Source organism: Janthinobacterium sp. GW821-FHT03C08, assembly GCF_059420905.1.
Window position 1 is genome coordinate 97,623 of sequence record NZ_JBWKUP010000012.1, and the last position, 26,750, is coordinate 124,372.

The following is a 26,750-nucleotide window of genomic DNA, read 5'->3' on the forward strand; positions in this document are numbered from 1 at the left end:
CATGGCGCGCCCCTCCCCCGCTATGGCTGCCGGGCCGGCTGCAGCACGGGCAGCACCTGCTGCGCGGCCAGGCCGTGCGCCACCTTGTTCCAGTGGCCATCCATCGGCAGGAAATCCAGCCGCTCGGCGCGCTGCCGCCAGTGGGCCGCGAACACCGGCTGCATGTCCACCACCACGTGGCCATGTTGCCTCGCCTGCGCGATGAAGGCCTGGCGGTCGTCGCCGTGCCAGGTGGGCTTGCCCTTCCTGGGCTCGTACAGCATGTTGCGGTCGCCGTCGACGACAAAGATCAGTTGCGTGCCTACAACGTCCTGCGCCGCCCGCAGTTGTGCAAAATAATAATCCAGCACCTGGTCGCGCGCGGCCGGTGCCGCGCCACCAACACCTGCCGCCCCGCCGCTACGCCGCAGGGAAGAGAGCCAGTCCGGCAACTTCAGGTTGTAATAGGTATACCGCACGAGGGCTGAGCGCGCCATCCAGCGCTTGAGCCTCGATTCCGCATAGTCCACGTGCACCGTGCGCACGCCATCCGGGCCGGCCACGAACTGGTTGTGGCTGCGCGGCGCCGGCAGCAGCAGATTGTTCAGGTTGCCCGAATCGATAAGCACGACCACGTTGCGCGGATGCAGGCGCGGCCCGTAGTAGCGCAGCATTTCCAGCGTATCGGCCAGGCCATTGCCGGAACTGGCGGCGGCGTACACCCGGCCGCCCACCATGCGGTCCAGCTGGCCTTGCAGCGTGTCCTCATAATCGAGCATCAGGCTTTCGACAAAGCTGTCGCCCAGCACCAGCACGGCCGCATCGGGCTTGAAATCCACGGAATTGGCAAAGCCCTGCGCATTGGTGGCGCCCCGGCGCGCATTCGACAGCGCCCAGCCGTAGGAATACACGTAGGCCTGCCCGGGCAGGTAGCGGCTGAGCGGCATGGCCGCGCTGCTGTGTTCCAGGCGCAGGCCCGACGATACGGGCAGGCACTGCAGCACGATCTCGAGCACCAGCGCCATCAGCAGCACACCGATTCCTGTCGTAATGGATGAACGCATGATGATTTAAAAGTTAAAGTACAGAAATTCGGAGACGCCGCGGGTTTCGCTGATCGACAGCAAGAACAGACACAGCAAGAGCAAGGCACCCAGCAGCATATTGCCGCGCCGGCCGGCCAGGCGGTTTTCCGCCTCCAGGCGCAGGCCACGGCCCAGCAGGTCATAGGCATTCGGCAACAAGAAGACGATCGCGGCACAGGCCGCCAGCCACCACAGGCAGGAACCCAGCTCCATGATGCGGTTCATGCCCAGCACCGTCTCGCGCATGGACGGCGTCAGCGTCCCGCCCCCCATGGCTTGCAGCACGTCCAGCGCCACGCCGACGGAAGCGGCGCGGAAAAAGACCCAGGCCACCACCACGGCCAGGAACGTGGCGCCTGCGCCCGCCATGCGCAGGGGCAGGTTGCTGCGTCCGCCCAGCACGTGCCGCAAGGCATGGTTAATGATCAGGTAAACACCGTGCAGCATGCCCCACAGCAAGAATGTCCAGTTGGCGCCGTGCCACAGGCCGCCCAGCAACATCGTCAGCAACAGGTTGCGGTAGCGCTGGAAGGCGCTCTTGCGGTTGCCGCCCAGGGGGATGTACAGGTAGTCGCGCAGGAAATTGGACAGCGTGATATGCCAGCGGCGCCAGAAATCGATGATGGACGCGGCCTTGTACGGGGAATTGAAATTGATGGGCAATATGATGCCGAACATATACGACAAGCCGTAGGCCATGTCGGAATAGGCGGAGAAGTCGAAATACAGCTGGAACGTGTAGGCCAGCGCGCCGGCCCACGCCTCGAGCATGCTCAGGTGCTGGTGGTGCAGGTCGAAAACCGGCCCCACGAAGCGGGCCACGCCGTCGGCCAGGATGACTTTCTTGAACAGGCCGATGGTGAAGAAGCTCAGGCCCACCAGCAGCCTGCCGCGGTGGAAGACATGCAGGGCCGGCTGCGAGAACTGCGGCATCATGTCCTTGTGATGCAGGATGGGTCCGGCAATCAGGTGGGGAAAGTAGGTGACGAACAGGCCGTAGCTCTCGGGCTGATACTCCTTGACCTTGCCGGCGTGGCAGTCGACAAGATAGGCGATCTGGGTAAAGGTGAAGAAGGAGATGCCGATGGGCAGGGTGATGCCGATGGGTTCGATCGCCATGCCCGTGACGGCGGCAATATTACTCAGCAGAAAGTCAAAATACTTGAAAAAGACCAGCAGGGACAAATTGAAGACGAGTCCGCCGATCAGCCAGCGCTTGGCCGTGCGCAAGCGGCCCTGCCCATGCTGCAGCGAAATATTGCGTCCAATGGCAAAGTTGGTACAGATGGACAAGGCCAGCAGGGGCAGGAAGGCGACATCCCAATAGCAATAAAACGCCACCGAGGCGAGCAACAGAAAAATGATGGACAGGCGCAGGGAATACTTTGACAGGACAAAATAACCAAGCAGCGCCAGCGGCAAAAAAACGAGAAAAAATGCAAAGGTATTAAATAACACGACAGGGTCCCAAGCGTGGGTGGTTGCTCATACGACAGTATCAAGCCCAGGGCCGCTGCCATGCGATTAGTTGATGACCATCAATCATTTCCGGTAAGCCAGGCTTGCCCCCCCCGGGCACGGCGCGCGCCATGCGAGGGACTGGCGCCGCCGCAGCGTGCCGCTTCAGGCGCGGGCGCCGCCCCTGGCCCGCGGCTGGCGCAGGTGCATGCCGGCCAGCAAGATCAGCCCCCCCAGCAGCAAGCCCCAGGTAGCCGGCTCCGGCACCGCGCTGATGGTAAACACCTGTATCGCGCCATACGTGATGTTCGGCCCCGTGAAGGTGGAACCGTCGATCAGGCTCACGCCGCTGGCCGGCTGCCCCCGGTAATTGTAGGAGTACAGCGAGGAATAGCCCCCATGCGTCAAGTCCTGGGGAACGTACAGATCATGGCCGATACCGAAGGTGGGACCATAGCTCAGGTCGTTATACGTCTGTGCGCTGCCGATGCCGTCGCCGCTGAAATACTGCTTCAGCTGCGGCAGCATGACGCCCGCCGTCAGGTTGAAGATGAAGGCGGTGCGCTGGCTGTCTTCCATGGTGACATGCATGCCATCCGTGGAACTCCAGCTTTGCGGATTATAGCCGCCCACCAGCCAGGTCTGTCCGGCGCTGTTGCTCGCTTCCATGACGGAAAAGGTGCGCCCCTTGCCATCCGTCGCCTTGTGAAAATCGAGCGAGGTATCGCCCGCCGCCTTGCTGTAAATGGCCGTCAGCGCCAGGCGGCCCTCGCCCAGCCACGTTTCCAGCTGGGCCTGATAGCCGGGCGAGAGGAGCGAGGTACCGGAATTGGCCTGCGCCCCCAGGCAAAAGGCCATGCCGGCCACCGCCAGCGCCGCGCTGCTTGCTGTTCTGAACTTGTTATGCATCCTCTACCTCGACTGTCAGTATTTAAAACCGGCGTATTTTCCGGTTGCCAAATATAACATGATAGATAATGTTTTTATATTTATTATTTAGATGCCAATATGCAATCTTTCATAGCAGAAATTCAGCCCGGCAGTACGGCCGTCACCTCGATCTCGACTCTCGCCCTGTCCTCGATGAGGCCTGCCACCTGCACAGCCGTCATGGCAGGAAAATGCTTGCCGATAATTTCCCGATAGGCAACACCAATCTGTGGATATGCCGCCACATATTCCTTCTTGTCCAGCACGTACCAGTTCATGCGCACGATATGCTCGGGCAAGGCGCCCGCCTCGGCCAGCACGGCGACGATGTTCTGCAGGGCCTGGCGCACCTGGCCCGCGAAATCGTCCGTGTGGAATTGCCCCTGCGCGTCCCAGCCTATCATGCCGCTGACGTACACCGTGCGCCCGCTGGCGGCGATGCCGTTCGCATAGCCGCGCGGCCTGGCCCAGGCGGGCGGTTGTAAAACTTGCATTTGATTTTCCTCGTTGTTCATGCGCTTCATGCCGTTCATGCGCTGGCCGCCTCGCGCAGCAGTTCGCGCGCGATGATCAATTGCTGCACCTCGCTGGCGCCCTCGTAGATGCGCAGGGCGCGGATTTCGCGGTACAGGCGCTCGACCGGGTGCTCGCTGACGACGCCCATGCCGCCGAACAGCTGCACGGCCGCGTCGATCACCTGCTGCGCCGTTTCCGTCGCCGTCAGCTTGGCCATGGCCGCCTCCTTCGTTACCTTGCGGCCCTGGTCGCGCTGCCAGGCGGCGCGGTAGGTGAGCAGCGCGGCCGCGTCGATGCCGGTGGCCATCTGCGCTAATTTTGCCTGCGTCAGCTGGAAGTCCGCCAGGGTCTGGCCGAACATCTGGCGCGCCATGGCGTGGCGCAGCGCCTCGTCGAAGGCGCGCCGCGCAAAGCCCAGGGCGGCGGCCGCCACCGACGTGCGGAAGATGTCCAGGGTCGCCATCGCCACCTTGAAGCCCTGCCCCGCCGCGCCCAGGCGCTGCGACACTGGCACGCGGCACTGATTGAAACGCAGGCGCGCCAGCGGATGCGGCGCGATGACGGCGATGCGCTCGGCGATTTCCAGCCCGGGGTTGTCCGCCTCGACGATGAAGGCGCTGATGCCGCGCGCGCCGGGCGCCTCGCCCGTGCGCGCAAACACCACGTAAAAATCGGCGATGCCGCCATTCGAGATCCACGTCTTTTCGCCATCGAGCACGTAGTCGTCGCCCTCGAGGCGCGCCGCGCAGGCCATGGCCGCCACGTCCGATCCCGCCTGCGGCTCGGACAGGGCAAAGGCGGCGATGCGCTTGCCGCTGGCGACGTCGGGCAGGTAGCGCGCCTTGTGGTCCGCGCTGCCGAACAGGCCGATGGCGCCCGAGCCCAGCCCCTGCATGGCAAAGGCGAAATCGGCCAGGCCGTCGTGGCGCGCCAGCGTTTCGCGGATCAGGCAAATGGCGCGCGTGTCGACCTGGCCATCGGCGCTCGTGGCGTGCGCCAGCCAGCCGCCCTGCCCCAGTTGCGCCACCAGCGCGCGGCAGGCCGCATCCACGTCGCTGCCGTGCGCCTCGCCCACATGCTGCGTGGCCCAGGCGTCGAGTTCGCGCTCCAGCTGCGCGTGGCGCGCCTCGAAAAACGGCCAGTCCAGATAGCTGGTATCGCGCATGTCAATCGCCCTCGAACTGTGGTTGGCCCTTCGCCACGAAGGCGTGATAGGCACGGTGGAAATCGTTGGTGGCCATGCAGATGGCCTGCGCCTGCGCTTCCGCCTCGATGGCTTCGTCGACGCCCATGTTCCACTCCTGCTGCAGCATTTTCTTCGTCATGCCGTGCGCGAACGTGGGACCGCCGGCCAGGCCGGCGGCGAACGCACCAGCCGCTTCGAGCAGCGCTTCCGGCTCGACGAGGCGGTTGAGCCAGCCCCAGCGCTCGGCCTCGGCTCCTGCCAGGGAGCGTCCCGTGTACAGCAGTTCGGCGGCGCGGCCCTGGCCGATCACGCGCGGCAGCAGGGCGCAGGCGCCCATGTCGCAGCCGGCCAGTCCCACGCGGGTAAACAGGAAGGCCGTCTTGCTGCGCGCCGTGCCGATGCGGATGTCGGAGGCCAGCGCCAGCATGGCGCCGGCGCCCGCGCAAATGCCGTCGATGGCGGCGATGACGGGTTGCGGGCAGGCGCGCATGGCTTTCACCACGTCGCCCGTCATGCGGGTAAACGCCAGCAGGCCGGGCATGTCGAGCTGCGTCAACGGGCCGATGATGTCGTGCACGTCGCCGCCGGAGCAGAAATTGCCGCCGCTGCCGGTGATCACCACCGCCTTGACGTCGTCCGCATGCGCCAGCGCGCGGAACAGCTCGCGCAATTCCGCATACGAGTCAAAGGTGAGCGGGTTCTTGCGCTCGGGCCTGTGCAAGGTCAAGGTGGCGACGCCGTCCTTGACGGAGAATAAAAAATGCCGCGCCGCGTAATGGCCCAAGCTGGCGCGGTTGCCAGGCAGGTCCTGCGGCTGGCCGGGGAGGTAGCGCATGGTCAGTCCTTTAGGGGGTGTTGTTCAACTGCTGCTTCATCTGCGACAGCAGCTCGATCAGTTGCGTCTTGTCGTCCGGCGTCACGCCCTGCAGCAGTTCGGCGATCCAGCCTTCATGCACCTTGGCCATCTCGTCGAAGGCGCGCCGGCCGGCCGGCGTCAGCTTGACGCTGTACGAACGGCGGTCCTTCGGGTCGACCACGCGCGCCACCAGCTTTTCCTGCTCCAACTGGTCGGTGATGCCCGTGATATTGCCGCCCGTGACCATCATGCGCTTGGACAGTTCGCCCATGCGCAGGCCGTCGGGAAAGCGCTCGAGCTGCGCCATCAGGTCGAAGCGGGGCAAGGTGATGCCGAAGGTGGCGCGCAGGCGCGTGCGCACCTTGTTCTCGATCTTCACCGTGCACGACAGCATGCGCAGCCACAGCTTGAGCGACTGGTGGTGGTCCTGCGTCAGGCGGCTGGACAGGTCCAGCACGGGTTCATCCTGCAGATTATCGGTTTCTTTATCCATGCTCTTCATTCGGTTACATGACTTCGCCGCCGGCGACGGCGACCGATTGTCCATTCATGGCCGACGAGGCGGGCAGGCATAGCCACGCCACCGCACCGGCCACCTCTTGCGGCTGCACCAGGCGCCGCTGCGGGTTGGCGGCGGCCAGCTCCGCGCGCGCCTCCTCCTCGCCGCGGCCCGTCTTGCGGGCGATATTCTGCACGGCCTGCGCCACCATGTCCGTCTCCGTGTAGCCGGGGCAGACGGCGTTGACGGTCACGCCGCGCGGTGCTACTTCCAGCGCCAGCGCGCGCGTCAAGCCGATCACGCCATGCTTGGCGGCGACGTAGGCGCTGACGTAGCGGTAGCCTTTCAGGCCCGCCGTCGACGCCACGTTGACGATGCGCCCCCAGCCCGCGTCCAGCATGCCCGGCATGGCCGCCTGGCAGCAGTGGAACACGCCCGTCAGGTTCACCGCCAGCATCTGCTGCCAGAGGGCCGTATCCGTCTTGCCGAACGGCGCAGCATGCGCCTGGCCCGCATTATTGACCAGGATATCGATGCGGCCGAAATGCGCGGCGGCCTGCGCAAACCCCGCCTGCACGGATGCTTCCACGGCCACGTCGAGCACGCACAGGGCCACCCTGCCCGCGCTGCCCTCCTCTTCCAGCTGCAGGCGCGCGCGCGCCAGCCGCGCGCCATCGCGCCCGGCCAGGGTGACCCTGGCGCCCGCGCCCAGCAAGGCGCGCGCGCAGGCGAGGCCAATGCCGCTGCCGGCGCCCGTCACCAGCGCATGTTTTCCGGATAATGCGTCCATCGATGCTTCCTTGTTCATGTCATCCCTCCAGCAGCCGCGCGGCCACTTGCTGCGGGGTCAAGCCCGAGCTAGCGGCGGCCAGCTGGCGTTCGCGCGCCAGATTGCGCTCCAGCTGCAGCTGCGCCGGACGGTACTGCCTTGGCCACGTGGCCCCGGCGCCGCTGTAGCCGATGCGCGCCGTTTCCGTCAACGTCCATGCCGGATTGGCCAGGTGCGGCCGGCCCACGGCGCACAGGTCGGCGCGCCCGGCGGCGATGATGCTGTTGGCGTGGTCGGCCTCGAAAATCGAGCCGACGGCCATGCTGGCGATGCCCGCCTCGTTGCGCACGCGGTCGGCGAACGGCGCCTGGAACATGCGCCCGTACAGGGGCTGTTCCAGCTTGCTGACCTGGCCCGAGGAACAGTCGATCAGGTCCGCGCCCGCCTGCTTGAACAGGCGCGCGATGACAACCGCATCGTCGGGCGTGATGCCGCCGTCGACCCAGTCGTGGGCAGAGATGCGCACGCTCATGGGCTTGTCCTGCGGCCAGGCGGCGCGCATGGCGCGGAACACGCGCAGCGGATAGCGGCAGCGGTTTTCCAGGCTGCCGCCATACTCGTCCGTGCGGCGGTTGGTCAGCGGCGAGATAAAACTCGACAGCAGGTAGCCGTGCGCGCAATGCAGCTCCAGCCAGTCGAAGCCGGCGACGGCCGCGGCCAGGGTGGCGCGCACGAAGTCCTGCTCGATGCGCGCCAGGTCATTCTCCGTCGCCGCGCGCGCCACCTGCGACACGCCCGGCAGGTACTGCTGTTCCGAGGCGGACAGCAGCGGCCAGTTGCCCTCCCTGAGCGGCAGGTCGATGCCGTCCCACATGGGCCGCGTCGAGCCTTTCGCGCCCGCATGGCCCAGCTGCAGGGCGATCTTCGCGTCGCTGTTCGCGTGCACGAAATCGACGATGCGCCGCCACGCCTGCGTATGCGCTTCGCTGTACATGCCGGGACAGGCGGGCGTGATGCGCGCGTCGGCCGACACGCACGTCATCTCGGCAAACACGAGGCCCGCGCCGCCCATGGCGCGCGCGCCCAGGTGCATCAGGTGGTAGTCGCCCGCCACGCCGTCGACGGCGCTGTACTGCGCCATGGGCGAGACGGCGATGCGGTTCTTCAGCAGCACGCCGCGCAGCCGGAATGGCGTGAGCATGGGCGGCAGCGGGCCGTCCGGGGCCTCCACGCCCGCCTGTCCGGCGGCGCGCCGCGCCAGCCACTGCTCGTAACCAGCCACGTAGGCGGGGTCGCGCAGGCGCAGGTTTTCATGCGAGATGCGCTGGCTGCGCGTGAGCATGGAATAGGCGAACTGCGGCGCCTCCATCGCGCTGTAGCGCTCGACGTTTTCAAACCACTCCATGGAATTGCGCGCCGCGCTCTGGATTTTCAGCACCTCGACGGCGCGCAGCTGCTGGTAGGCGGCCAGGGCGGCGGTGCTATCGCCGTGCTGGCCAAAGCAGCGCGCCAGCTCGATGGCGTCTTCCAGCGCCAGCTTGGTGCCCGAGCCGATCGAGTAATGCGCCGTGTGGGCCGCGTCGCCCATCAGCACCACGGGCACGCCGTCCTGCACATGCACCCACTGGCGGCAGACGATGCGGGGGAAGGTGATCCACTGGGCCGAGCCGCGCAGGTGGGGCGAATTGCTCAACAGACCGTGGCCGTCGAGTTCCCCGGCAAACAGCGCCTCGCAAAAGGCGATGCCCTCTTCCTGGCGCATGGCGTCCAGCCCCGCCGCGCGCCAGACGCTTTCCGGCGTCTCGACGATGAAGGTCGAGGTCTCGCCATCGTATTGATAGATATGCGCCTGGAACCAGCCGAATTCCGTCTGGCGGAAGGCAAACGTGAATGCCTCGAATTTCTTGCGCGTGCCCAGCCAGATGAAGCGGCAGTGGCGCTGCTCGATGGCGGGCTGGTAGCTGGCCGCATAGCGCGTGCGGATGCGGCTGTTCAAGCCGTCGCTGGCGATCACCAGGTCGGCGCCGTACTGGCGCGCGATGGCCTGGTCATCCTGCACTTCCGTCTCGAAGACGAGGTCCACGCCGAGTTCCTCGCAGCGCTGCTGCAGGATGTTGAGCAGGCGCTTGCGGCCGATGCCGCAAAAGCCATGGCCGCCCGAGCGCACGGTCTGGCCCTTGAAATGGATCTCGATATCGTCCCAGTGGTTGAACGCCTGCAGGATGGCGCGCGCCGTCGGCTCGTCGGCATTGGCCAGGTTGCCCAGGGTCTGGTCGGAAAACACGACGCCCCAGCCAAACGTGTCGTATGGCCGGTTGCGCTCGATGACCGTAATGCGGTGATCCGGGTTCTGCTTTTTCATGAGCAAGCTGAAATACAGGCCGGCGGGGCCGCCGCCGATGCAGACGATATTCATGGCATGTCCGTGCGAAGTTTGAAGCGCTGCAGCTTGCCCGTTTCCGTGCGCGGCAGCGCGGGCAGGAAGCGGATGGCGCGCGGATATTTGTAGGGGGCGATCTGCTGGCGCACGAACTCCTGCAGCTCGGCCGCCAGCGCGGCGCCGGCCTGGTAGCCGCCTTTCAGCACCACGTGCGCCTCGACGATCTGGCCCCGTTCTTCATCGGCGCGCCCCACCACGCCGCATTCGGCCACGGCCGGGTGGCGCAGCAGCGCCTCTTCCACTTCCGGCCCGGCGATGTTGTAGCCGGCCGAGACGATCATGTCGTCGCTGCGCGCCCGGTAATAGAAATAGCCGTCGCCATCCATCTCGAAGGTGTCGCCCGTCAGGTTCCAGCCGTTCTGCACGTACTCGCCCTGGCGCGCATCGGCCAGGTAGCGGCAGCCGGTGGGGCCCTTCACGGCCAGGCGGCCCGTCACGCCGGGCGGCTGCGGCACGCCCGCCTCGTCGACGATACAGGCCTGGTAGCCGGGGATGGCCTTGCCGATGGCGCCGCGGCGGATGCCCTCGCCCGTGGCGGAAATGAAGATGTGCAGCATCTCGGTGGCGCCGATGCCGTCCGTCATGGCCAGGCCCGTGGCCGCCTGCCAGGCGTCGCGCGTGGCCAGCGGCAGCGCTTCGCCGGCCGACACGGACAGGCGCAGGCTGCGCAAGTCGTGCTGCGCGGCCAGCGGCGCCATCTGGCGGTAAAAGGTGGGCGCCGTGAAGCAGATCGTGGCCGCGTACGTCGCGATGGCCCGCAGCAGGCCCTCCGGCGTGAGCTTTTCCAGCAATACGGCGGCTGCGCCGAAGCGCAGGGGAAACAGCAGCAGGCCGCCCAGGCCGAAGGTGAACGCCAGCGGCGGCGTGCCGATGAAGATGTCGTCGGCGCGCGCCTGCAGCATGGAGCGGGGAAAGCAGTCGCAGATGGCCAGCAGGTCGCGGTGCATGTGCATGGTGCCCTTGGGCACGCCCGTCGTGCCCGACGTAAAGCTGATCAGGCAGACGTCGTCGGCCGCCGTGTCGTGCGCGGCAAACGGGCTGGCGTGCGCCGCCATGCGCTGCTCCAGCGCCGCGCCATCGGCGCCAAAGCACAGCACCGGCGGGCAGTCCGGCACGCCATCGAGTTCGCCGCGCAAGCCTTGCGCGCACAGCACGGCATTGACTTCGGCCTTGGCCACGATGGTGGCCAGTTCGCGCGCGCGCAGCAGCGGCATGGTGGGCACGGCGATGCAGCCGGCCTTCAGCACGGCCAGCAGGCAGGCTGCCATCATCGGCGTGTTGGCGCCGCGCAGCAGCACGCGGTTGCCGGGAATCAGGCGCAGGTCGGTGCGCAGCACGTGCGCGATGCGGTCGACCTGCTGCTGCAGGTGGGCATAGCTCCAGCGCTGGCCTTCGGCGAGAATGGCCGTGCGGCCGCTGCCAGCGGCGACGGCCGCATCGAGCAGCGCGGCGACGCAGTTCAGGCGTGTCGGATATTGCAGCTCGGGCAAGGCCAGGCACAGCTCTGGCCAGAGTGCGCGCGGCGGCAGGTGCGCGCGCGCAAAGTCATCCCGGGGAGGTACGGTGGTAGGCGATGGGTCGCTGCTCATGCTCGTCCTGGCTGGTGGCGGGCGCGCGTGCTTGGCCCGGAAGCAGATACTTTAAACCTAAAGTATTTTCCCGGCAAGGGGAAAACAGCGGATTCAGTCGGCGCCGTCCTGCTGGCCAAGCAGATGCGCCTGCTGCGCCGCGCTGCGCGTCAGGGCGGCCAGCGCAGCCTGCATCTGGCCGCCATCGAGCACGGCCCCCTGCAGCAGGGCCAGCATGGCAGCTTCCGCGCCATGCAGTCCCAGGGTGCGGCAACCCAGGTGCAGGCGTTCCAGCAGCTGGCGCGCCTGCACCGGTTCGCCGCGCGCCAGCAGGGTTTCCACCTGTTCGCCGGCGGCGCCGATCTGGCCCTGGAAGCCCGTCAGGTACGCCAGCAGGCGTTCGTGATCGATGCCCAGGCGCTGCGCCGTCGCCAGCGGCGCCTCGGCAGGCAATGGCGCCACGTCGAAGCAGGCGTCGATATGCAGGCGCACCTGTTCCGGCTAGAAGGGCTTGACGATGTAGCCCGCCGCGCCAGCCTGCACGGCGTCGCGCACCGTGTCCTGGTCATTGGCCGACGAGACGAGCACCAGCGGCATGGCGTCGAGCGCGCTGTCGGAGCGGATCTTCTGCAGCAGCTCCATGCCCGACAGGCGCGGCATGCGCAGGTCGCAGAAGCACAGCGCCGGCCGCAAGCCGCCCTCGAGCTGCTCCCACGCGGCCGCGCCATCCTCGGCCTCCACGATATCGTGCACGCCACAGCTGTCGATCAGGTGCATCAGCACCATGCGCGAAACGACATCATCGTCAACCACCAGTACTTTCATCAGTCTCTCCATTGCCGGCAGCGTCAGGGCGCCTGGCGGTATTCTACCCAGTTTCGCCGCGCTTCCCCCATCCGGCATTGCATATTTTACATTTTCTTGCCCGAAACGGCGATTTGCGCCAGCAGTGCGCGCAGGCGCGGCAAGTGCAGAGCCACCTGTGTCCAGCGCCCGCCATCGGCCGCTTCCTCCATTTCCGTGCACAGCATGTGCAGCTCCGTTTCGTCGAGATACGCGGCGCTGCCCTTCAAGCCGTGCAGCAGGCGTCCGGCGCCATCCTGGTCCTGCGCGGCCAGGGCCGCGTCGAGTTCACGCAGCCGCCCTTCCAGGTCGGCGAGGAAGGCGACGCGGATGCGCCGCCGCAGCTCGCCGCTGCGGCTGGCCGGCGCCGCCGGCGCCGGCACGCTGCCTGCCTTGGGCGCGACGCCGAACAGGGCGTCGAGTTCGGCCTGGCCCCGCGCCGCGTTGCGCGGCGCGCTGGACGGCATGCGCGGCAGCATGAAGCCGCGCTGCAGCTGGCGCTCGATGGCGCGCGCCAGCAAGCCATGCAGGGCCGCCTCGTCCACCGGCTTGCTGAGGAAATCGTCCATGCCCACGCCCAGGTAGCGGCTGCGGTCCTCTTCGCTGGCGTTCGCCGTCAGGGCCACGATCATCAGCTCCTGGTCGCGCACGGGCTGGTCCGGCCAGCCGCCCACGCGGATCAGTCGCGTGGCCGTGGCGCCGTCCATTTCCGGCATGCGCCCGTCCATCAGGATCAGGTCATAGCGCGTGTGCACGCAGGCCGCCACGGCCAGCATGCCATTGGCGACGACGTCGACCCGGTGCCCCAGCTCCTCGAGCATGACGCGGATGATGATCTGGTTGGTCGGGAAGTCTTCCGCGCACAGCACGCGCAGCTGGTGGCTGTGCGGCGCCAGCGCCACCTGCGGCACCAGCGGCGGCGCCACGCCGTCGGCCAGCGGCAGGGTGAAGGTGAACGTGCTGCCCTGCCCCGGCATGCTGGCCACCTCGATCTCGCCATCCATCAGCTCGACCAGTTGGCGGCAGATGGCCAGGCCCAGGCCCGTGCCGCCATAGCGCCGCGTGGTGCTCGCATCGGCCTGCTCGAACTTCTGGAACAGGCGCGCCATCGCATCGGCATCGATGCCGATGCCGCTGTCGCTGACGGTGAAGCGGATCAAACTGACCTGGCGCCCGCCGGCGCCCGGCGCCACGCCCGCGCGCTCGACGCAGACGCTCACGCCGCCGCGCTGGGTGAACTTGAAGGCGTTGCCGACCAGGTTGACCAGCACCTGGCGCAAGCGCGTCGGGTCGCCCACCACGAAGGGCGGCAGGTCGGGCGCGAAGTCGATGGCGAAGCCGATGCTGCGCGCGGCCGCCTGCTCCTCGAACAGGCTGACCACGTTCTCGATCGCCGCGCCAAGGGCGAAGTCGATGTTTTCGATACTCAGCTTGCCCGCCTCGATCTTGGAAAAATCGAGCAGGTCGTTGATGATCACCAGCAGCGACTGGGCGTTGGCCTGGCCGCGCAGGATCTGCTCGCGCGTGGCGTCGTGCAGCTGCTCGTCGCGCAGGGCAAAGCCCAGCATGCCGATCACGCCGGCCAGCGGCGTGCGCATCTCGTGGCTCATGTTGGCCAGGAATTCCGACTTCTGGCGCGTCGCATCCTCGGCCTTGCGCTTGGCCTGGCGCAAGCTTTCCTCGTTTTTCTTCAAGCTGCTGTTGACCTGCGCCAGCTTGTCCGACTGCGCCAGCACCTCGATTTCCTTGCTCTGCAACTCGGCGTTCTTCTGGTACACCTCGGCCGTGCGTTCGTTGACCAGCTTTTCCAGTTCGTTCTGCTGGTGCCGCACGGCGCGCATGCGCTGCCGGTAGACGGCATAGCCGGCGCCCAGCAGCAGCGCCGCCACCAGGGTGCGGAACCACCACGTCTTCCAGAACGGCGGCAGGATGGTGATGGCCAGGGTGGCGCCGCTCTCGTTCCACACGCCATCCTTGTTGGCCGCCTTCACGCGGAACACGTAGTTGCCGGGATCGAGATTCGTATAGGTGGCAAAGCGCCGGCCCGCATCCGTCATGACCCAGTCCTGGTCGAAGCCTTCGAGCCGGTAGGCGAAGACGTTGCGCTGCGGCGCGGCGAAATGCAGGGCCGCGAACTCCAGCGAAAAGACACTTTCGCGGCTCGTCAGGGTCAGGGTGCGCGTATGGTCGATCGCCGTGCGCAGCACCTGCGCGAATTCGCCGCGGCCGATGCCCACCGGCTTGTTGAATATTTGCAGTTCGGTGATGGCCACCAGCGGCGGCACGCGGTTGTCGTGGATATCCTGCGGCAGGAACGCCGTCATGCCGTTGAAGCCGCCGAAATACATGGTGCCGTCCGCCGCGCGCAGGGCCGCGCCGTCGAAGTACGAGCCTTCCACGGTGCCGTCGGCGCTGTCGTAATTGCGGAACAGGCCACTGCGCATGTCCAGGCGCGTGATGCCGCTGTTGGTGCTCAGCCACAGTTGCTCGTTGTCGTCGCCGAGGATGCTGGCGACGGCATCGTCGGCCATGCCGTCCTTGCGCAGGAAGCGGCGGAAGCGGATGTCCCCCTTCGCATCGACGTCCATGCGGTTCAGGCCATTGGCCGTGCCCACCCACAGCACGCCGCGCTTGTCCTCGTGCAGGAAGTGCACCTCGTCGTGGCTGAGGCTATGGGGGTTTTGCGGGTCGTGGCGGTAATGGCGGAAGCGGCCGCTGGCGCGGTCCAGCAAATCGAGGCCATGGAAGGAGCCTATCCACAACTGCCCCTTGCGGTCTTCCAGCACGGGACGCACCATGTTGTCCGACAGGCTGTTCGGGTCGGCCGGATCGTGGCGGTAGGTGGTAAATCGCTTGCTGGCCGGGTCGAAGCGATGCACGCCGCCGCGCGTCGAGACCCACAGCATGCCGCTGCGGTCGCTCACGATATTGCGGATGGTGTCGCTGTTCGGGTCGCCGGCGGCGAAGCGCATGGTAAAGAAGCGTCCCAGGGCCGGATCGAAGCGGTGCAGGCCCGTGGAGCCGCCCACCCACAGGGTGCCGTCGGGCGCCTTGTACAGGGTGGTGACCTGCTCGTCGCGCGACATGCCCGGCGCGCTGCGCAGGTCGAACAGCTGCGAACTGCCGTCGCGCGTGTCGTACAGTTTCAGGCCGCCCTTGGTGGCCAGCCACAGCCGGCCATTGCCCGCATCGGCCACGGCACGCACCTTCTTGTCGGCCAGCGCGCCCACGTCGCCGGGGGCGCGCGCCATGCGCGAAAAGCCGCCGCTGCCCAGGTCCACCCTGCTCACGCCGTTGTACCAGGAACCGACCCAGAAGGTGCCCGCGCGGTCGCGGAACAGCGAGGACAGCTGGTTGTCGGCCACGCTGAACTTGTCGCCCGTCTGGTGGCGGTACTGCAGGAAGGTGTCGCTCTCGGGCTGCCAGCGGAACAGGCCATCGGCATTGCTGCCCAGCCAGACGGTGGCGTCCACGTCCTGGTACAGGCTGGCCACGCGGATGGCGGAAAAACCGTGTTTCTCCCCGAAGCGCACGCGCGCCTGCGGCGCCTGGCCGACGCCCCCCAGGCGCCAGCGCTCGGCGCCGGCCATGGTGCCGATCCACAGGTTCTGCTGGCGGTCGATCAGCAGCGACTGGATCACGTTGTACTTCGAGCCGGGCGTCGTGTCGACGGCGAAATGCTCGAAGCGCTCGCTGCCCGGCGCCAGCATGTCCAGGCCCGTCACGGTGCCGACCCACAGGCGCTTTTGCGCGTCGAGCGCCAGCGCCTTGATCTCGTTGTCGCCCAGGCTGTGCGGATTGTCCTCTTCATGGTGCCAGGTGCGGAAAACGCCCGTGGCGGGATCGAAATGCTGCAAGCCGTCCGAGGTGGCGATCCAGAAGCCGCCCGCGCCATCGTCGAGGATGGCGTGGATATGCCGGTTGCCGTTGCCGCGCTTGCTCTTCTCCTGCGGCACATAGTGCGTGAAGGTCTGGCTGGCCGCGTCGAAACGGTCCAGTCCATTGTCCGTGCCCACCCACAGCCGGCCCTGGCTATCGACATGCAGCTCGCCGACCCAGTTATCGGCCAGGCTGGTCTTGTCGCCCTCGATATTCTTGTAGACGACCATGCGGTAGCCGTCGTAGCGGCTCAGGCCCGACTGGCTGCCGAACCACATGTAGCCCTGCCGGTCCTGGGCGATGGCCAGCACGGATTCCTGCGCCAGCCCCTGCTCGACGCTGAGCTGGTCGAAACGCAGGGTGGGCGCAGGCGCGCCCGCGGCCCAGCCGCCCAGCAGCAGACTTATCAGTAAGGCAGCACCACAAGCACGTCGAAATACCAGCACAATCGTCCTGTCAAAAAAAACGCGAAAACTCCGGCAACGGTGCCGGGGGCCGTCTCAAGAACCAAAAAACGCCAGTACATCGTCCTTGCGGGCCTGCGTATCGCGCTGTCCAAGACGGATCAGCTCGTTAGTATACGTCGATTCGAACAACAAATACGATGCCAGCGCCGCGCCGCGCGCTTCGGCCGCGCCGATGCCCGACAACATGGTGCGGATGGGCCGGGGCAAACTGCCGATATGCCGGCTGGCGATGGCGTCAAGCCGCTCGGACGGGGCGATGACCAGCAGCTCCACGGGCCGCAACGCCGTCTTGCCCAGCAATTCGGGCGGCAGCATCGACAGGGTCAGGTTGATGCGGTTCAGCCGTTCGATGTCGACGGCCAGGCCGTCGAGGAAGATCGACGACAGCGCGTGGCCGGCGATCTGCGCCAGGCTGGGGTAGCGCGCCGCGTCGCCCGGCCCCGGCGCCGGCTCCGTCATGCGCCCGGCGCCCACCACCAGCACCTTATTGGCGCCCAGGTGAATGGCGGGCGAAATCGGCGCCAGCTGGCGCATCGAGCCGTCGCCGCAGTATTCGCGCTGGCCGCCCACGTACAGGGGCACGGCGGGGAAAATGAAAGGGATGGCGGCCGAGGCGAGCAGGTGCTCCACGCCGATCTGGTCCTGCAGGGCCAGGCGCTGCGTGCGCACCCACGGCGCGATTTCGGCCCCCGTCTGGTAAAACGTCATGTGCCGGCTGCCCGAGTACGAGGAGGCCGTGACGGCCAGCGCATGCAGCAGGCCGTCGGCCAGGGCCGCGTCCAGGCGCGGCAGGTCCAGCATGCGGTGCAGCAGGCTGACGAGCGGGGTATTGTCGAGCAGGGAATTGGGCGGCGACGCATGCCACTGGCGCAGCAGCCAGCCGAACGACAGCAGCGACAGCCAGCGCGCGCCCGAGCGGATCACGCCCAGGGAATCGGCCCGGTAGACCTGTTCGACCTGGATGTGCTGCCACACGTCGAGCAGCTTTTGCACGCCTTCGCCGAAGTTGTCCGCGCGGCAGGCCAGAGCCGTGGCATTGATGGCGCCGGCCGAGGTGCCGCAGATGATGTCGAAGGGGTTGCGCGCGGGCGCCCAGCCCGCTTCCCACAGAATCGCCGAAATCGCCTGCAGCACGCCCACCTGGTAGGCGGCACGGGCGCCTCCTCCCGTGAGTATCAAGCCTGTTTTATTTTGCATTCCCATGCCGGCAGATTAGCAGGGTCTTGATGCTTTGTGGAAAAGTTTGGAAGGCAGGCGCCAGTTCCCGCAGGTATATTGTTTGCATCACGGCGCCGGACAAAACCGTAGCGAGCGGAAGGAAGAGGCGGCTAAGAAGCGCAACCGTACTAAGTACGGGGGCGCCGAGCCGGTGAGCATCGCAGGCCGCCTATACCGACGCGCAGTAGGTTTGGTCCGGTGCCCCTAATCGCCCCGGACCATGCCTTCACGGCGCGGATCGGCCCCGCCAAACCAGAAGTCCTTGCCGTGCGCATTCAGGCGCATGATGCCCTGCAAGCCCGAATTCTGTTCGATCACGCGCACCTCATGGCCCATCGCCTGCAGCGCCTCGACCTGGGCGGCCGGCGCGCGGCCCTTTTCCAGCTCCGTCGGGCCGTTGCGGCTGCCGAAGTTCGGCAGGCTGATGGCCTGCTGCACGTTCAAGCCCCAGTCCATGGTCCCGACCAGCACCTTGGCCACGTAGTTGATGATGGACGAGCCGCCGGGCGAACCCGTCGCCAGCACGAGTTTCTGCGTGCCCTTCTCGAACACGAGGGTGGGCGACATGGCGCTGCGCGGGCGCTTGCCCGCCTCGACGCGGTTGGCGATGGGGCCGTCCGCATCGCGCGAATCGAAGGAGAAATCCGTCAGCTGGTTGTTCAGCAAAAAGCCGTCGACCATCTGGCGCGAGCCGAAGGCGTCTTCCACGCTGGTGGTCATCGACAGGCCGCCGCCGAAGGCGTCGACGGCCACCAGGTGCGACGTCGACGGGCGCTGCAGGGCGTTGTCCATGCCCCATGCCACCTGCATGCCGGGCGGCGTGCCGGGCGAGGCTTTACCCATGGATTTGTCGCCGATCAATGCCGCGCGCTGCGCCAGATAGGTTTTGTCGAGCATGGAGGCGATGCCCTTGCCGGGCAGCGGCACGAAATCCGTGTCGGCCACGTAGCGGTTGCGATCCGCATAAGCCAGGCGCCCCGCTTCCGAGAACAGGTGAATCGCCTGCGCATCGGGCACGCCGTCGACGGGCGGGTATGGGCGGATATCCTTCACTTCCAGCATGCCCAGCATCTGCGCGATGGCGATGCCGCCCGACGATGGCGGCGGCATGCCGCACACGGTCCAGGCCTTGTAGTCGCTGCAGACGGGCACGCGCACCTTGGCGCGGTAGCCGGCGATGTCGGCCGCCGTCAGCTTGCCCGGATTGGTCGGGTGCGACGCCACCTTGGCGGCGATGTCGCGCGCGATGCGGCCCTGGTAAAAGGCATCGGCGCCGCCGCGGGCGATCTCGCGCAGGGTGCGCGCCAGTTGCGGGTTTTTCAGCACGTGGCCGACGGGCCAGGCCTTGCCCTCGCCGTCATAGAAATACGCGGCGGCGACAGGGTCGCGCTTGAGGGCCTGGTCCCAGTTCAGCAAACCGTTGAGGCGCTGGCTGACGGGAAAGCCGCCCTGCGCCAGCTTGATGGCGGGGCCGAACAGGGTCGCCCACGGCAGCTTGCCGTGTTCCTTGTGCGCCAGCTCCAGCATGCGCAGCACGCCAGGCGCGCCCACGGAGCGCCCGCCCACCACGCCCGTGGCGCGCGAGACGGGTGTGCCGTCCGGATTCTGGAACAGGTGCTCATCGGCGCTGGCGGGCGCCGTTTCGCGTCCATCGAAGGCCTGCACGCCCTTGGGGCTGGAATACAGCAGGAAGGCGCCGCCGCCGATGCCCGACGACTGCGGCTCGACCAACGTGAGCACCAGTTGCGTGGCGATGGCCGCATCGATGGCGCTGCCGCCCTTTTTCAGCATCTGGTAGCCGGCATCGGCCGCCAGCGGATTGGCGGCCGCGACCATGAACTTTTGCGCCGCCCAGCCACTTTTTTCCGCATACGCGGTGGCGATTTCCGGCGCCTTTTGCGGCACCTCGGCAAATACGGGGCTGGCGGCCAGGGCCCCCAGCAAGGTCAGGCTCAGCGCCAGCGGCTTCAATGTGATCATGGATTCTCCGATAAAAAAAGGGCGCACAGCCAGGCAAGGCTGTACGCCCCATACGGGGGTATCCTACATCAAATCACGCCGGGCTTATTTCGGTTGCATGCGGATCGCGCCATCCAATCTGATTGTTTCGCCATTGAGCATGACGTTTTCCACGATGGCTTTCACCAGCTGCGCGTATTCGCCCGGCTTGCCCAGGCGCGAAGGGAACGGCACCATCTTGCCCAGCGCGTCCTGCACTTCGGCCGGCATGCCCAGCAGCATCGGCGTCTCGAAAATGCCGGGCGCCACCGTCATCACGCGGATGCCGTTGCGCGACAGGTCGCGCGCCATCGGCAGGGTCAGCCCCACCACGGCCGCCTTCGACGACGCGTAGGCCGCCTGGCCGATCTGGCCGTCATATGCCGCCACGGACGCCGTGTTGATGATGATGCCGCGCTCGCCCTCGGCCGTCGCCTCGAGCTTGGCCATGGCATCGGCCGCCAGGCGGCACATATTGAAGGTGCCCACCAGGTTGATGTTGACGACCTTCTGGAACAGGGCCAGCGGGTGCGGGCCATCCTTGCCCACGGTTTTCACGGCCGGCGCCACGCCGGCGCAGTTGATCAGGCCGCGCAGGATGCCCAGCTTGCCCGCTGCCGCCACCACGGCCATGCCGTCTTCCTCGGACGTCACGTCGCACTGCACGAACACGCCGTTCAGTTCAGCGGCCAGCGCCTGGCCCGCCTCGGTCTGCACGTCGGCCAGCACGACCTTGCCGCCCGCCGCCGTCAGCATGCGCGCCGTCGCCGCGCCCAGGCCCGACGCGCCGCCCGTGATGATGAATACATTGTCCTGAATCTGCATGAAGTCTCCTGAATGGTGATGGCCGTGTACCCGGCCCGAATGGGTGCTGTTGGATGCCGCATGATGCCACAGTTACGTTTACGTAAACGTAATGTCGGCGACAATTGTAGCCACTTTTGCCAGGCAGATCAAAAAAGTTGCGGCCGCTGGCCGCTCAGGCCGGGCGCGACAGCACGAAGGCGCCGGCCGCGATGAGCACGACGCCGGCGATCTTGCTCAGGGTCAGGGTCTCCTGCAGCACGATGCCGCCGGCCAGCGCCACGAGCAGCATGGTCATGGCCGTCATCACGGGATACGCCAGGCTGATTTGCATTTTTTCCAGCGCCACCGCGTAACAGACGAAACCGAGCGCATAGGCGCCGCCGGCGCCCCCCAGCCACAACAGGCGCACCAAGCTCAGGCCGCTACCTTGCAGACTGGACATTTTTATCAGGAACGTGGCGGCAGCGCTGGCGACGGCCGCCAGCGCGCACCACAGATAGCCTGCATGCACTGAATTCATTGTCTATCTCGCTTCGGGAATGGGGAACACCAGTTTACAGGCTGGCGCCGACGGCAAGCAGCATGCTGAGAGCAATGATGCATAAACTGACGCCATCTTTGCTGACATACAACACAGGATCTTCATTCACCTCTCCCCGGAAAGACAAGGTCCACAGCCGTCCCAGCCAGAAGACCAGCAGCGGCACGATGCCAAGGAGGATGTACGGACGCGTGTACAGCACCAGCACGTTGTCCGAATTGAAGTACAGCATGAACACCAGCAGCGAAATGAAACCGCTGTTGATGCCCATGATGCCGATCGGCGCCTTGTCCAGGGTCGTGTAGTTGCGGCCGCTGGTCCTTTCCTTGCCCTGCCGCTCGAGATTGAACAACTCGCTGTAGCGCTTGAGCAAGGCGAGGCTCAGGAAAATAAAGAAGGAAAACGCGAGCAGCCAGAACGACGGCTCGATATGCGTCGCCGCGCTGCCGCCAAGGATACGCAGCGTGTACAGCAGGGCCAGGGTGACGATGTCCACCATCAGCAGGCGCTTCAGGTGCAGCGAATACGTGAGGGTGGTGACGAAATACACCACGACCACCCACAGCAGCAGCGGATCGAACGCGGCACAAATCGCCAGCGCCGCGCAGGCCAGCAAGGGACTGGCCAGCATGGCGACCGACAGCGGCAGCTTGCCGGCGGCGATAGGCCGCTTGCACTTGACGGGATGGCGCCGGTCATCGGCCCCATCCAGGGCGTCATTGAGCAGGTAGGCGCTCGATGCGCAAAGTGAAAAGGCAAGAAATGCCACCAGCGACTGCAGGAAGGCCTCCGCATGCAGTGCATGGCCTGCCAGCATCGGCACGAAGACCAGCAGGTTCTTCAGCCACTGGCGTGGCCGCATCGCCTTGAACAGGGGCCCCAGCCAGCCAGCGCGTGGCGTGCCGGCCGCACGCGTGCTCAGGCCGCCCGCCAGGTGGAATGGCTTGAGCGTGACGGAAAAGGCATCGTTGCTCGCATTCCACACGGCAATATCGACGCTGGCGTTGCCGATGTAGTCGAAGCCCTTGTCGCCGAACGCCTGTTTCAGCTGCGCCGCCTTGTTGTGCGACGTCAGGTTGACGCCGCCTTCGGTCGCCAGCACCCGTCCGAACAAGCCCAGGTGGGCAGCGATCACGTCGGCGTAACGGCGCTGTGAGCCCGTCGCCAGCACGATCAGCCGCCCTTGCGCGCGTTGCCGCGCCAGGTCCGCCAGCAACACCTGGTCATAAGGCAATGCCGCGGGATCGAGGTCGACCATCGATGCTATTTTTTCCTTGAAGCCAGCCTTGCCCAGCAAGAGCCAGAACGGCAGGCGCCACAGCTGCAGGAAATGCGTCTTGATGAAAATCAAAATCGATTCCCACAGCAGGTCCGAGTGGATCAGGGTACCGTCGAGATCAACCACCAGCGGCAGGGTCGTCGGCTCGCGCATCGTGTCTTCAGCCATGGCCATGCCTTCAGGGGTGCGACTTCAAGAAGCGGCCGGAACGCCATGCGCCGGCGCCGGCGTCCGGCACAGGAGCGGCCACGGCCCCGATGCGGGCACCCAGGGAGCACAGCATCAATGCCATGGCGACGGGAATGAAGGCATCGAACTGGCGCGCCTCGTTGAACTGTCCCACCAGCGTCGTCATGACCAGCAGGCACGGCAAAATGAGCGTGCAGCGGCGCAGGAACGGCGGCGCGTGACGCCAGCCCGTGGCGGCCAGCCCGTACCACAGCAGCAAGGGTCCCAGGTTGTACACCAGGCCACGGGTCTGGTGCAGCAGCAGGTGGAGATTGAAGGCCAGCTTGCCCCCTTCCCACGCCTGATGGGCCGGCAACAGATAAAACAGCAGCATGCGCACCAGGCCATACAGCAGCAACTGCAGCGCCAGCAAGGCGGCCAGCGAGCGCAGGCTCATGCTGCCGAGATAAACGACGGCGCTGGCCACGATCAGGAACAGCGTGATTTCGTGATTGAACGTGCCCACCACCAGCATCGCCAGATACGGCAGCAGTTCGCGGCGCATCAGGTGATACAGGCAGAATGCATACACGAAAATGATGCCGATATCGTAAAACGTGTAGTAAGTCAGTGTCGGGGCCCACATGCACAGCGCGAGAAATTGCCCGATGAAGGCCAGGTCGCTGCGGATGAACAGGCTGGCAAAGCGGCGCACCGCCCACAGCGTCAACGCCACGGCCAGCAATTGCGACCACAGAAAGCACTGGATGGCGCTCAGTTGGGGCATGACATATTGCAGCAGTTGCGCAGGGAAAATAAACAGTACGCGATGCTGGAATGGCGGCGTGCCCTGGTAAGCCATGATCTTGTCGATCACATACCATTTCTGCTCGCTGCCGACCTGCACGAGGAGGTAGGCGAATGCGGCGGCATAAACGGCAAAGATCGCGTAATCGCGCCAGTCGCTGCCGGCGGCGGGCCGCCGCAAGCGAGATAGGGCCAGGGCGGCCGTCAGGGTGAAGGCGCTCCACAGGACCAGGCTAAAACTGACGAGCGCCTGCATCTTGTCGAGATAAAAATCCAGCGGATGCCTGTCGGGATGCGCCAGCAGCTTGTTCAGCAGCGGCCAGGAGCGCCCCTGATAGGCGTCCGCCATGAGCGTGCCCCCCGCCAGGAACCACCAGGCAAAGAAAATCAGGGCGAGCAGGGAAAGCAGCACCAGTAGGCTGCGCAGACGGTCAAGGTTCATTTCGGGTATCGGTGGAAAGCCAACTGGATTTAAAATTATGAAATTTATATTTTTATTGTCTCATGCAATATATAAATTAACAATAAAATAAATTCAATCCAGGAACGCTGCACCGATAGCAGCCGGGTGGCCCAGGCTGGCGGACTCAAGCGGAAAAATGCCTGCCTGCCGCCCCGGCAAGCAAGGCAGGCATCAGAAACACTGCACGAACGCCCCATTGCGGTGGCAGATGCGGCCGTTGGCGTCGAGCGTGGCATTGCCCGCGCCGTTGTAGCGCGCGCCCGCCGCGTCGCGGCAACCGCCCGTGTCGCAGGAACCGATGGGCTGCGGCAGGCTGGGCATGGGAACGGCGAGACTGGGCGGCAAGGGCGTCATGGACACGACGGGCGGCGCCGTGCGCTGCGCGGGCATGCGGCCGATCACCTGCGCCACGGCGCGGCGCGGCTGCACGGGCGGCGCCGGACGGCACGGTTCGACGGCCAGCTTGCTGCTGTCGCGCGGGTCGAGCCGGCACACGGGCAAAGGCTCAGTCAAGGACCCGGCGGGCGCCGCCTGCTCCGCCGCGCCCGCGTGGCCGCCCGCCAGCCCCGCCGCAGCCATGAATAGCGCGGCCAGCACGGGCGCCAGCATGGCAGTGGGGAAAGACGGTCCTGCTATCGCGGTATGCATGATGCCTCCGGTGAAATGGGCCTGCTTCATTATTGACACAGACTGCCGCAGATACCAGCGCGCGTAACAATTTCTCACGCCTGCATGCACTGCCGATGCCCCGAGCATCCGAAAACAGCGTTTTATTTCCGACTGACACTTTCTTTCTTGCCAGGATAGCACTACAATAAGAACGATTCTTATTCTCATTCATGAGATAGCACCCAGCTTTTGTCACCTCACTTCATACCCACGCCACCCGGAAGGCAGCCAGGAAATAACAACATTCGGGAAAGTTCACCATGTCCAACCGCAGTCCAGTTTTCGCCACACCGCTTGCCATCCGCCCCGCCCTGCCCCCGCGTCACGCCACCCTGCTCCTGCCCTGCCTGCTGTCGCTGGCCGTCGGCAGCGCCTGGGCCGAAGGCAACGTGGCTGCCGATACCACCATGAACACGGTGGTCGTCACTGCCTCGGGCACGGCCATCGACATCAAGGATGCGCCGGCCAGCATCAGCGTCATCACGCGCGAGGAAATCGAGCGCCAGCCCGTATATGACTTGAATACCCTGCTGCGCCGCATCCCCGGCGTGACGGGCGGCACCAGCCCCGTGGGCGAAGAGTCGAAGATCAAGCTGCGCGGCCTGCCCGACAAGTACACCCTGATCCTCGTCGACGGCAAGCGCATGGGCAGCTCGGCCGACACGGCCTACCGTCCCGACCTGGGCCGCCAGGACTTGAACTGGATCTCGCCCGACATGATCGAGCGCATCGAAGTGGTGCGCGGCCCCATGTCCTCGCTGTACGGCTCGGACGCCATGGGCGGCGTGATCAACATCATCACGCGCAAGGTGCCCGGCAAGTGGAACGGTTCGGCGACGGCCAACTACACGCAGCCGCAGGACAGCGGCCGCGGCACGGCGCACCAGCTGGGCGTGAACCTGGCCGGCCCCGTGTCGGACACGGTGGGCATGCGCCTGGGCGTGGGCCAGACGCGGCAGAATGCGGATGAAAGAATCATCGGCAAGTCGGGCGGCATCGGCGGCGAACGCAACCAGACCGTCTCGGGACAGCTGAACTGGGCGCTGGACAAGAAGCAGAACCTGTCGCTGGACGCCAGCTACGGCCGGCAGGAAGCGACCGACTCGAGCACGCTCGACGCCGATGGCTACCCCGTGTTCGGCGCCTGGGGCGCGAGCAAGCTGATACGCAAGAGCGCCAGCCTCGGCTATGAAGGCCGCTGGGACTTCGGCAAGGCGACCGTCAACCTGTACCACAACGATTTCGACAATGAAGTGGTCGGCACGGTGGCGAAATCCAAGGACAGCACGCTCGACGCCAGCCTGGAAAAACGCATCGGCTGGGGCGGCATCGAGCAGATGCTGGTGATGGGCGGCCAGTGGAAGCACCAGGAACTGACGAACACGGACACCATCGGCACCGTGCCCACCGACTACCTGGGCAACCCCGTGAGCGGCGCCACCCTGTCCGGCACCACCTCGGCCCTGTTTGCGGAAGATCAATTGTTCCTGCGCGACGACTTGACGGCCACGGCCGGCCTGCGTCTCGACCACCACGGCAAGTTCGGCAACCACTACAGCCCGCGCCTGTACCTGGTGTACCACCCTGCCCCCGCCTGGACCGTCAAGGGCGGCGTGTCGCAGGGCTTCCGCGCGCCCAGCCTGAAGGAAAACTCGCCGGCGGCGGCCACGCAGTCGGGCGGACGCGGTTGCGGCAGTTTGAAACCGCTGGGCTACATCACGGGCGGCTGCTACATGGCCGGCAATGCGGACCTGAAGCCGGAAACGAGCACGGCCGGCGAGATCGGCGTGGCGTGGGAACAGGATGGCTGGGATGTGGGCGTGACCTGGTTCCACACGGATTTCAAGAACAAGATCGACTACGCGCCGCTGGGCTTTTACCAGAAGCAGTGGTGGACCAGGATGACGAATATCCAGAAAGCGCGCACCAGCGGCCTGGAAGCGACGGCCACCGTGCCGTTGACGAAACACCTGAACTGGCGTAACAACGTCACCTACATGGCGGAGGCGAAAAACCTGACCACGGGCGCCAACTTGCTGTCGACGCCGAAACTGTCGTGGTACTCGGCGCTGGGCTGGCAAGTGAACGACCAGCTGTTCGGCGAGGTGTCGGCCCAGTACACGGGCAAGGAACTCGACGCGGGCCAGGCGGCCAACCAGGCCTACACCATCGTCGACACGGTCGTCTCGTACAAGGTCACGCCCCGATGGACGGTGCGCGGCGGCGTGGAAAACCTGTTCAAGAAAGGCCCGCTGGCCGATGGCAAGGTCGACTACTATGTGCCGGGACGGCGCATGTTCGTGGGCCTGACGTCGCGCTTCTAAG

Annotated in this window: 21 protein-coding genes; 1 reads left to right on the plus strand and 20 read right to left on the minus strand. The window is 66.0% G+C overall.

Annotation, left to right across the window (positions count from 1 at the left end):
- Positions 1 to 20: 20 nt before the first annotated feature.
- The 20 genes from AC07VL_RS18500 to AC07VL_RS18595 form a co-directional block, all read right to left on the minus strand.
- Positions 21 to 1,043 carry an alginate O-acetyltransferase AlgX-related protein gene (locus AC07VL_RS18500; RefSeq protein ID WP_494807135.1) on the minus strand — a complete coding sequence of 341 codons (1,023 nt, stop codon included), beginning with the start codon at positions 1,041 to 1,043 and terminating at the stop codon, positions 21 to 23.
- A gap of 6 nt (positions 1,044 to 1,049) precedes the next feature.
- A complete protein-coding gene (locus AC07VL_RS18505) occupies positions 1,050 to 2,522 on the minus strand; it encodes an MBOAT family O-acyltransferase (protein ID WP_494807136.1) in 1,473 nt (490 codons plus the stop codon).
- A gap of 165 nt (positions 2,523 to 2,687) precedes the next feature.
- Positions 2,688 to 3,431 carry a PEP_CTERM-anchored TLD domain-containing protein gene (locus AC07VL_RS18510; RefSeq protein WP_494807137.1) on the minus strand — a complete coding sequence of 248 codons (744 nt, stop codon included), beginning with the start codon at positions 3,429 to 3,431 and terminating at the stop codon, positions 2,688 to 2,690.
- Positions 3,432 to 3,553: 122 nt separating this feature from the next.
- A complete protein-coding gene (locus AC07VL_RS18515) occupies positions 3,554 to 3,946 on the minus strand; it encodes a RidA family protein (protein WP_290606012.1) in 393 nt (130 codons plus the stop codon).
- A 35-nt stretch (positions 3,947 to 3,981) separates the two neighbouring features.
- Positions 3,982 to 5,133, minus strand: coding sequence for an acyl-CoA dehydrogenase family protein (locus tag AC07VL_RS18520; protein WP_494807138.1), 1,152 nt, complete (start codon positions 5,131 to 5,133; stop codon positions 3,982 to 3,984).
- A 1-nt stretch (position 5,134) separates the two neighbouring features.
- Complete coding sequence (locus AC07VL_RS18525; RefSeq protein WP_494807139.1) at positions 5,135 to 5,989, minus strand: enoyl-CoA hydratase family protein; 855 nt, start codon at positions 5,987 to 5,989, stop codon at positions 5,135 to 5,137.
- A gap of 10 nt (positions 5,990 to 5,999) precedes the next feature.
- Positions 6,000 to 6,503 carry a MarR family winged helix-turn-helix transcriptional regulator gene (locus AC07VL_RS18530; protein WP_494807140.1) on the minus strand — a complete coding sequence of 168 codons (504 nt, stop codon included), beginning with the start codon at positions 6,501 to 6,503 and terminating at the stop codon, positions 6,000 to 6,002.
- 13 nt (positions 6,504 to 6,516) lie between these two features.
- Positions 6,517 to 7,299 (minus strand): SDR family NAD(P)-dependent oxidoreductase, encoded by a 783-nt coding sequence (locus tag AC07VL_RS18535; protein ID WP_494807141.1) that lies wholly within the window; start codon positions 7,297 to 7,299, stop codon positions 6,517 to 6,519.
- A gap of 19 nt (positions 7,300 to 7,318) precedes the next feature.
- Positions 7,319 to 9,694, minus strand: a complete 2,376-nt coding sequence (locus tag AC07VL_RS18540) for a bifunctional salicylyl-CoA 5-hydroxylase/oxidoreductase (protein ID WP_494807142.1) — start codon at positions 9,692 to 9,694, stop codon at positions 7,319 to 7,321.
- Positions 9,691 to 11,307 carry an AMP-binding protein gene (locus tag AC07VL_RS18545; RefSeq protein ID WP_494807143.1) on the minus strand — a complete coding sequence of 539 codons (1,617 nt, stop codon included), beginning with the start codon at positions 11,305 to 11,307 and terminating at the stop codon, positions 9,691 to 9,693. The genes AC07VL_RS18540 and AC07VL_RS18545 overlap by 4 nt, the downstream gene beginning before the upstream one ends.
- 93 nt (positions 11,308 to 11,400) lie before the next feature.
- The gene (locus tag AC07VL_RS18550; protein ID WP_494807144.1) at positions 11,401 to 11,778 is read right to left on the minus strand and encodes a hypothetical protein; all 378 of its coding nucleotides are present in this window, start codon (positions 11,776 to 11,778) and stop codon (positions 11,401 to 11,403) included.
- A gap of 9 nt (positions 11,779 to 11,787) precedes the next feature.
- The gene (locus tag AC07VL_RS18555; protein WP_494807145.1) at positions 11,788 to 12,111 is read right to left on the minus strand and encodes a response regulator; all 324 of its coding nucleotides are present in this window, start codon (positions 12,109 to 12,111) and stop codon (positions 11,788 to 11,790) included.
- Positions 12,112 to 12,197: 86 nt separating this feature from the next.
- Entirely contained in the window at positions 12,198 to 16,454 is a 4,257-nt protein-coding gene (locus tag AC07VL_RS18560) for a hybrid sensor histidine kinase/response regulator (RefSeq protein WP_494807146.1), read from the minus strand.
- Positions 16,455 to 16,508: 54 nt separating this feature from the next.
- A complete protein-coding gene (locus AC07VL_RS18565; RefSeq protein WP_494807147.1) occupies positions 16,509 to 17,678 on the minus strand; it encodes a patatin-like phospholipase family protein in 1,170 nt (389 codons plus the stop codon).
- Between the two features lie 219 nt (positions 17,679 to 17,897).
- Positions 17,898 to 19,673: a gamma-glutamyltransferase gene (gene ggt, locus AC07VL_RS18570; protein ID WP_494807148.1), complete on the minus strand. Its 1,776-nt coding sequence runs from the start codon at positions 19,671 to 19,673 to the stop codon at positions 17,898 to 17,900.
- 84 nt (positions 19,674 to 19,757) lie between these two features.
- Entirely contained in the window at positions 19,758 to 20,516 is a 759-nt protein-coding gene (locus AC07VL_RS18575) for a 3-hydroxyacyl-CoA dehydrogenase (RefSeq protein ID WP_494807149.1), read from the minus strand.
- A 154-nt stretch (positions 20,517 to 20,670) separates the two neighbouring features.
- On the minus strand, positions 20,671 to 21,018 hold the full coding sequence (locus tag AC07VL_RS18580; RefSeq protein ID WP_290607559.1) for an SMR family transporter: 348 nt from the start codon (positions 21,016 to 21,018) through the stop codon (positions 20,671 to 20,673).
- Positions 21,019 to 21,052: 34 nt separating this feature from the next.
- Positions 21,053 to 22,486 (minus strand): UbiA family prenyltransferase, encoded by a 1,434-nt coding sequence (locus AC07VL_RS18585; RefSeq protein ID WP_494807150.1) that lies wholly within the window; start codon positions 22,484 to 22,486, stop codon positions 21,053 to 21,055.
- Positions 22,487 to 22,496: 10 nt separating this feature from the next.
- On the minus strand, positions 22,497 to 23,735 hold the full coding sequence (locus AC07VL_RS18590) for a hypothetical protein (protein ID WP_494807151.1): 1,239 nt from the start codon (positions 23,733 to 23,735) through the stop codon (positions 22,497 to 22,499).
- Between the two features lie 192 nt (positions 23,736 to 23,927).
- Positions 23,928 to 24,404, minus strand: coding sequence for a hypothetical protein (locus AC07VL_RS18595; RefSeq protein WP_494807152.1), 477 nt, complete (start codon positions 24,402 to 24,404; stop codon positions 23,928 to 23,930).
- Positions 24,405 to 24,685: 281 nt separating this feature from the next.
- Between AC07VL_RS18595 and AC07VL_RS18600 the strand changes: the two genes are divergently transcribed.
- Positions 24,686 to 26,749, plus strand: a complete 2,064-nt coding sequence (locus tag AC07VL_RS18600; RefSeq protein ID WP_494807153.1) for a TonB-dependent receptor domain-containing protein — start codon at positions 24,686 to 24,688, stop codon at positions 26,747 to 26,749.
- Position 26,750 lies beyond the last annotated feature (1 nt).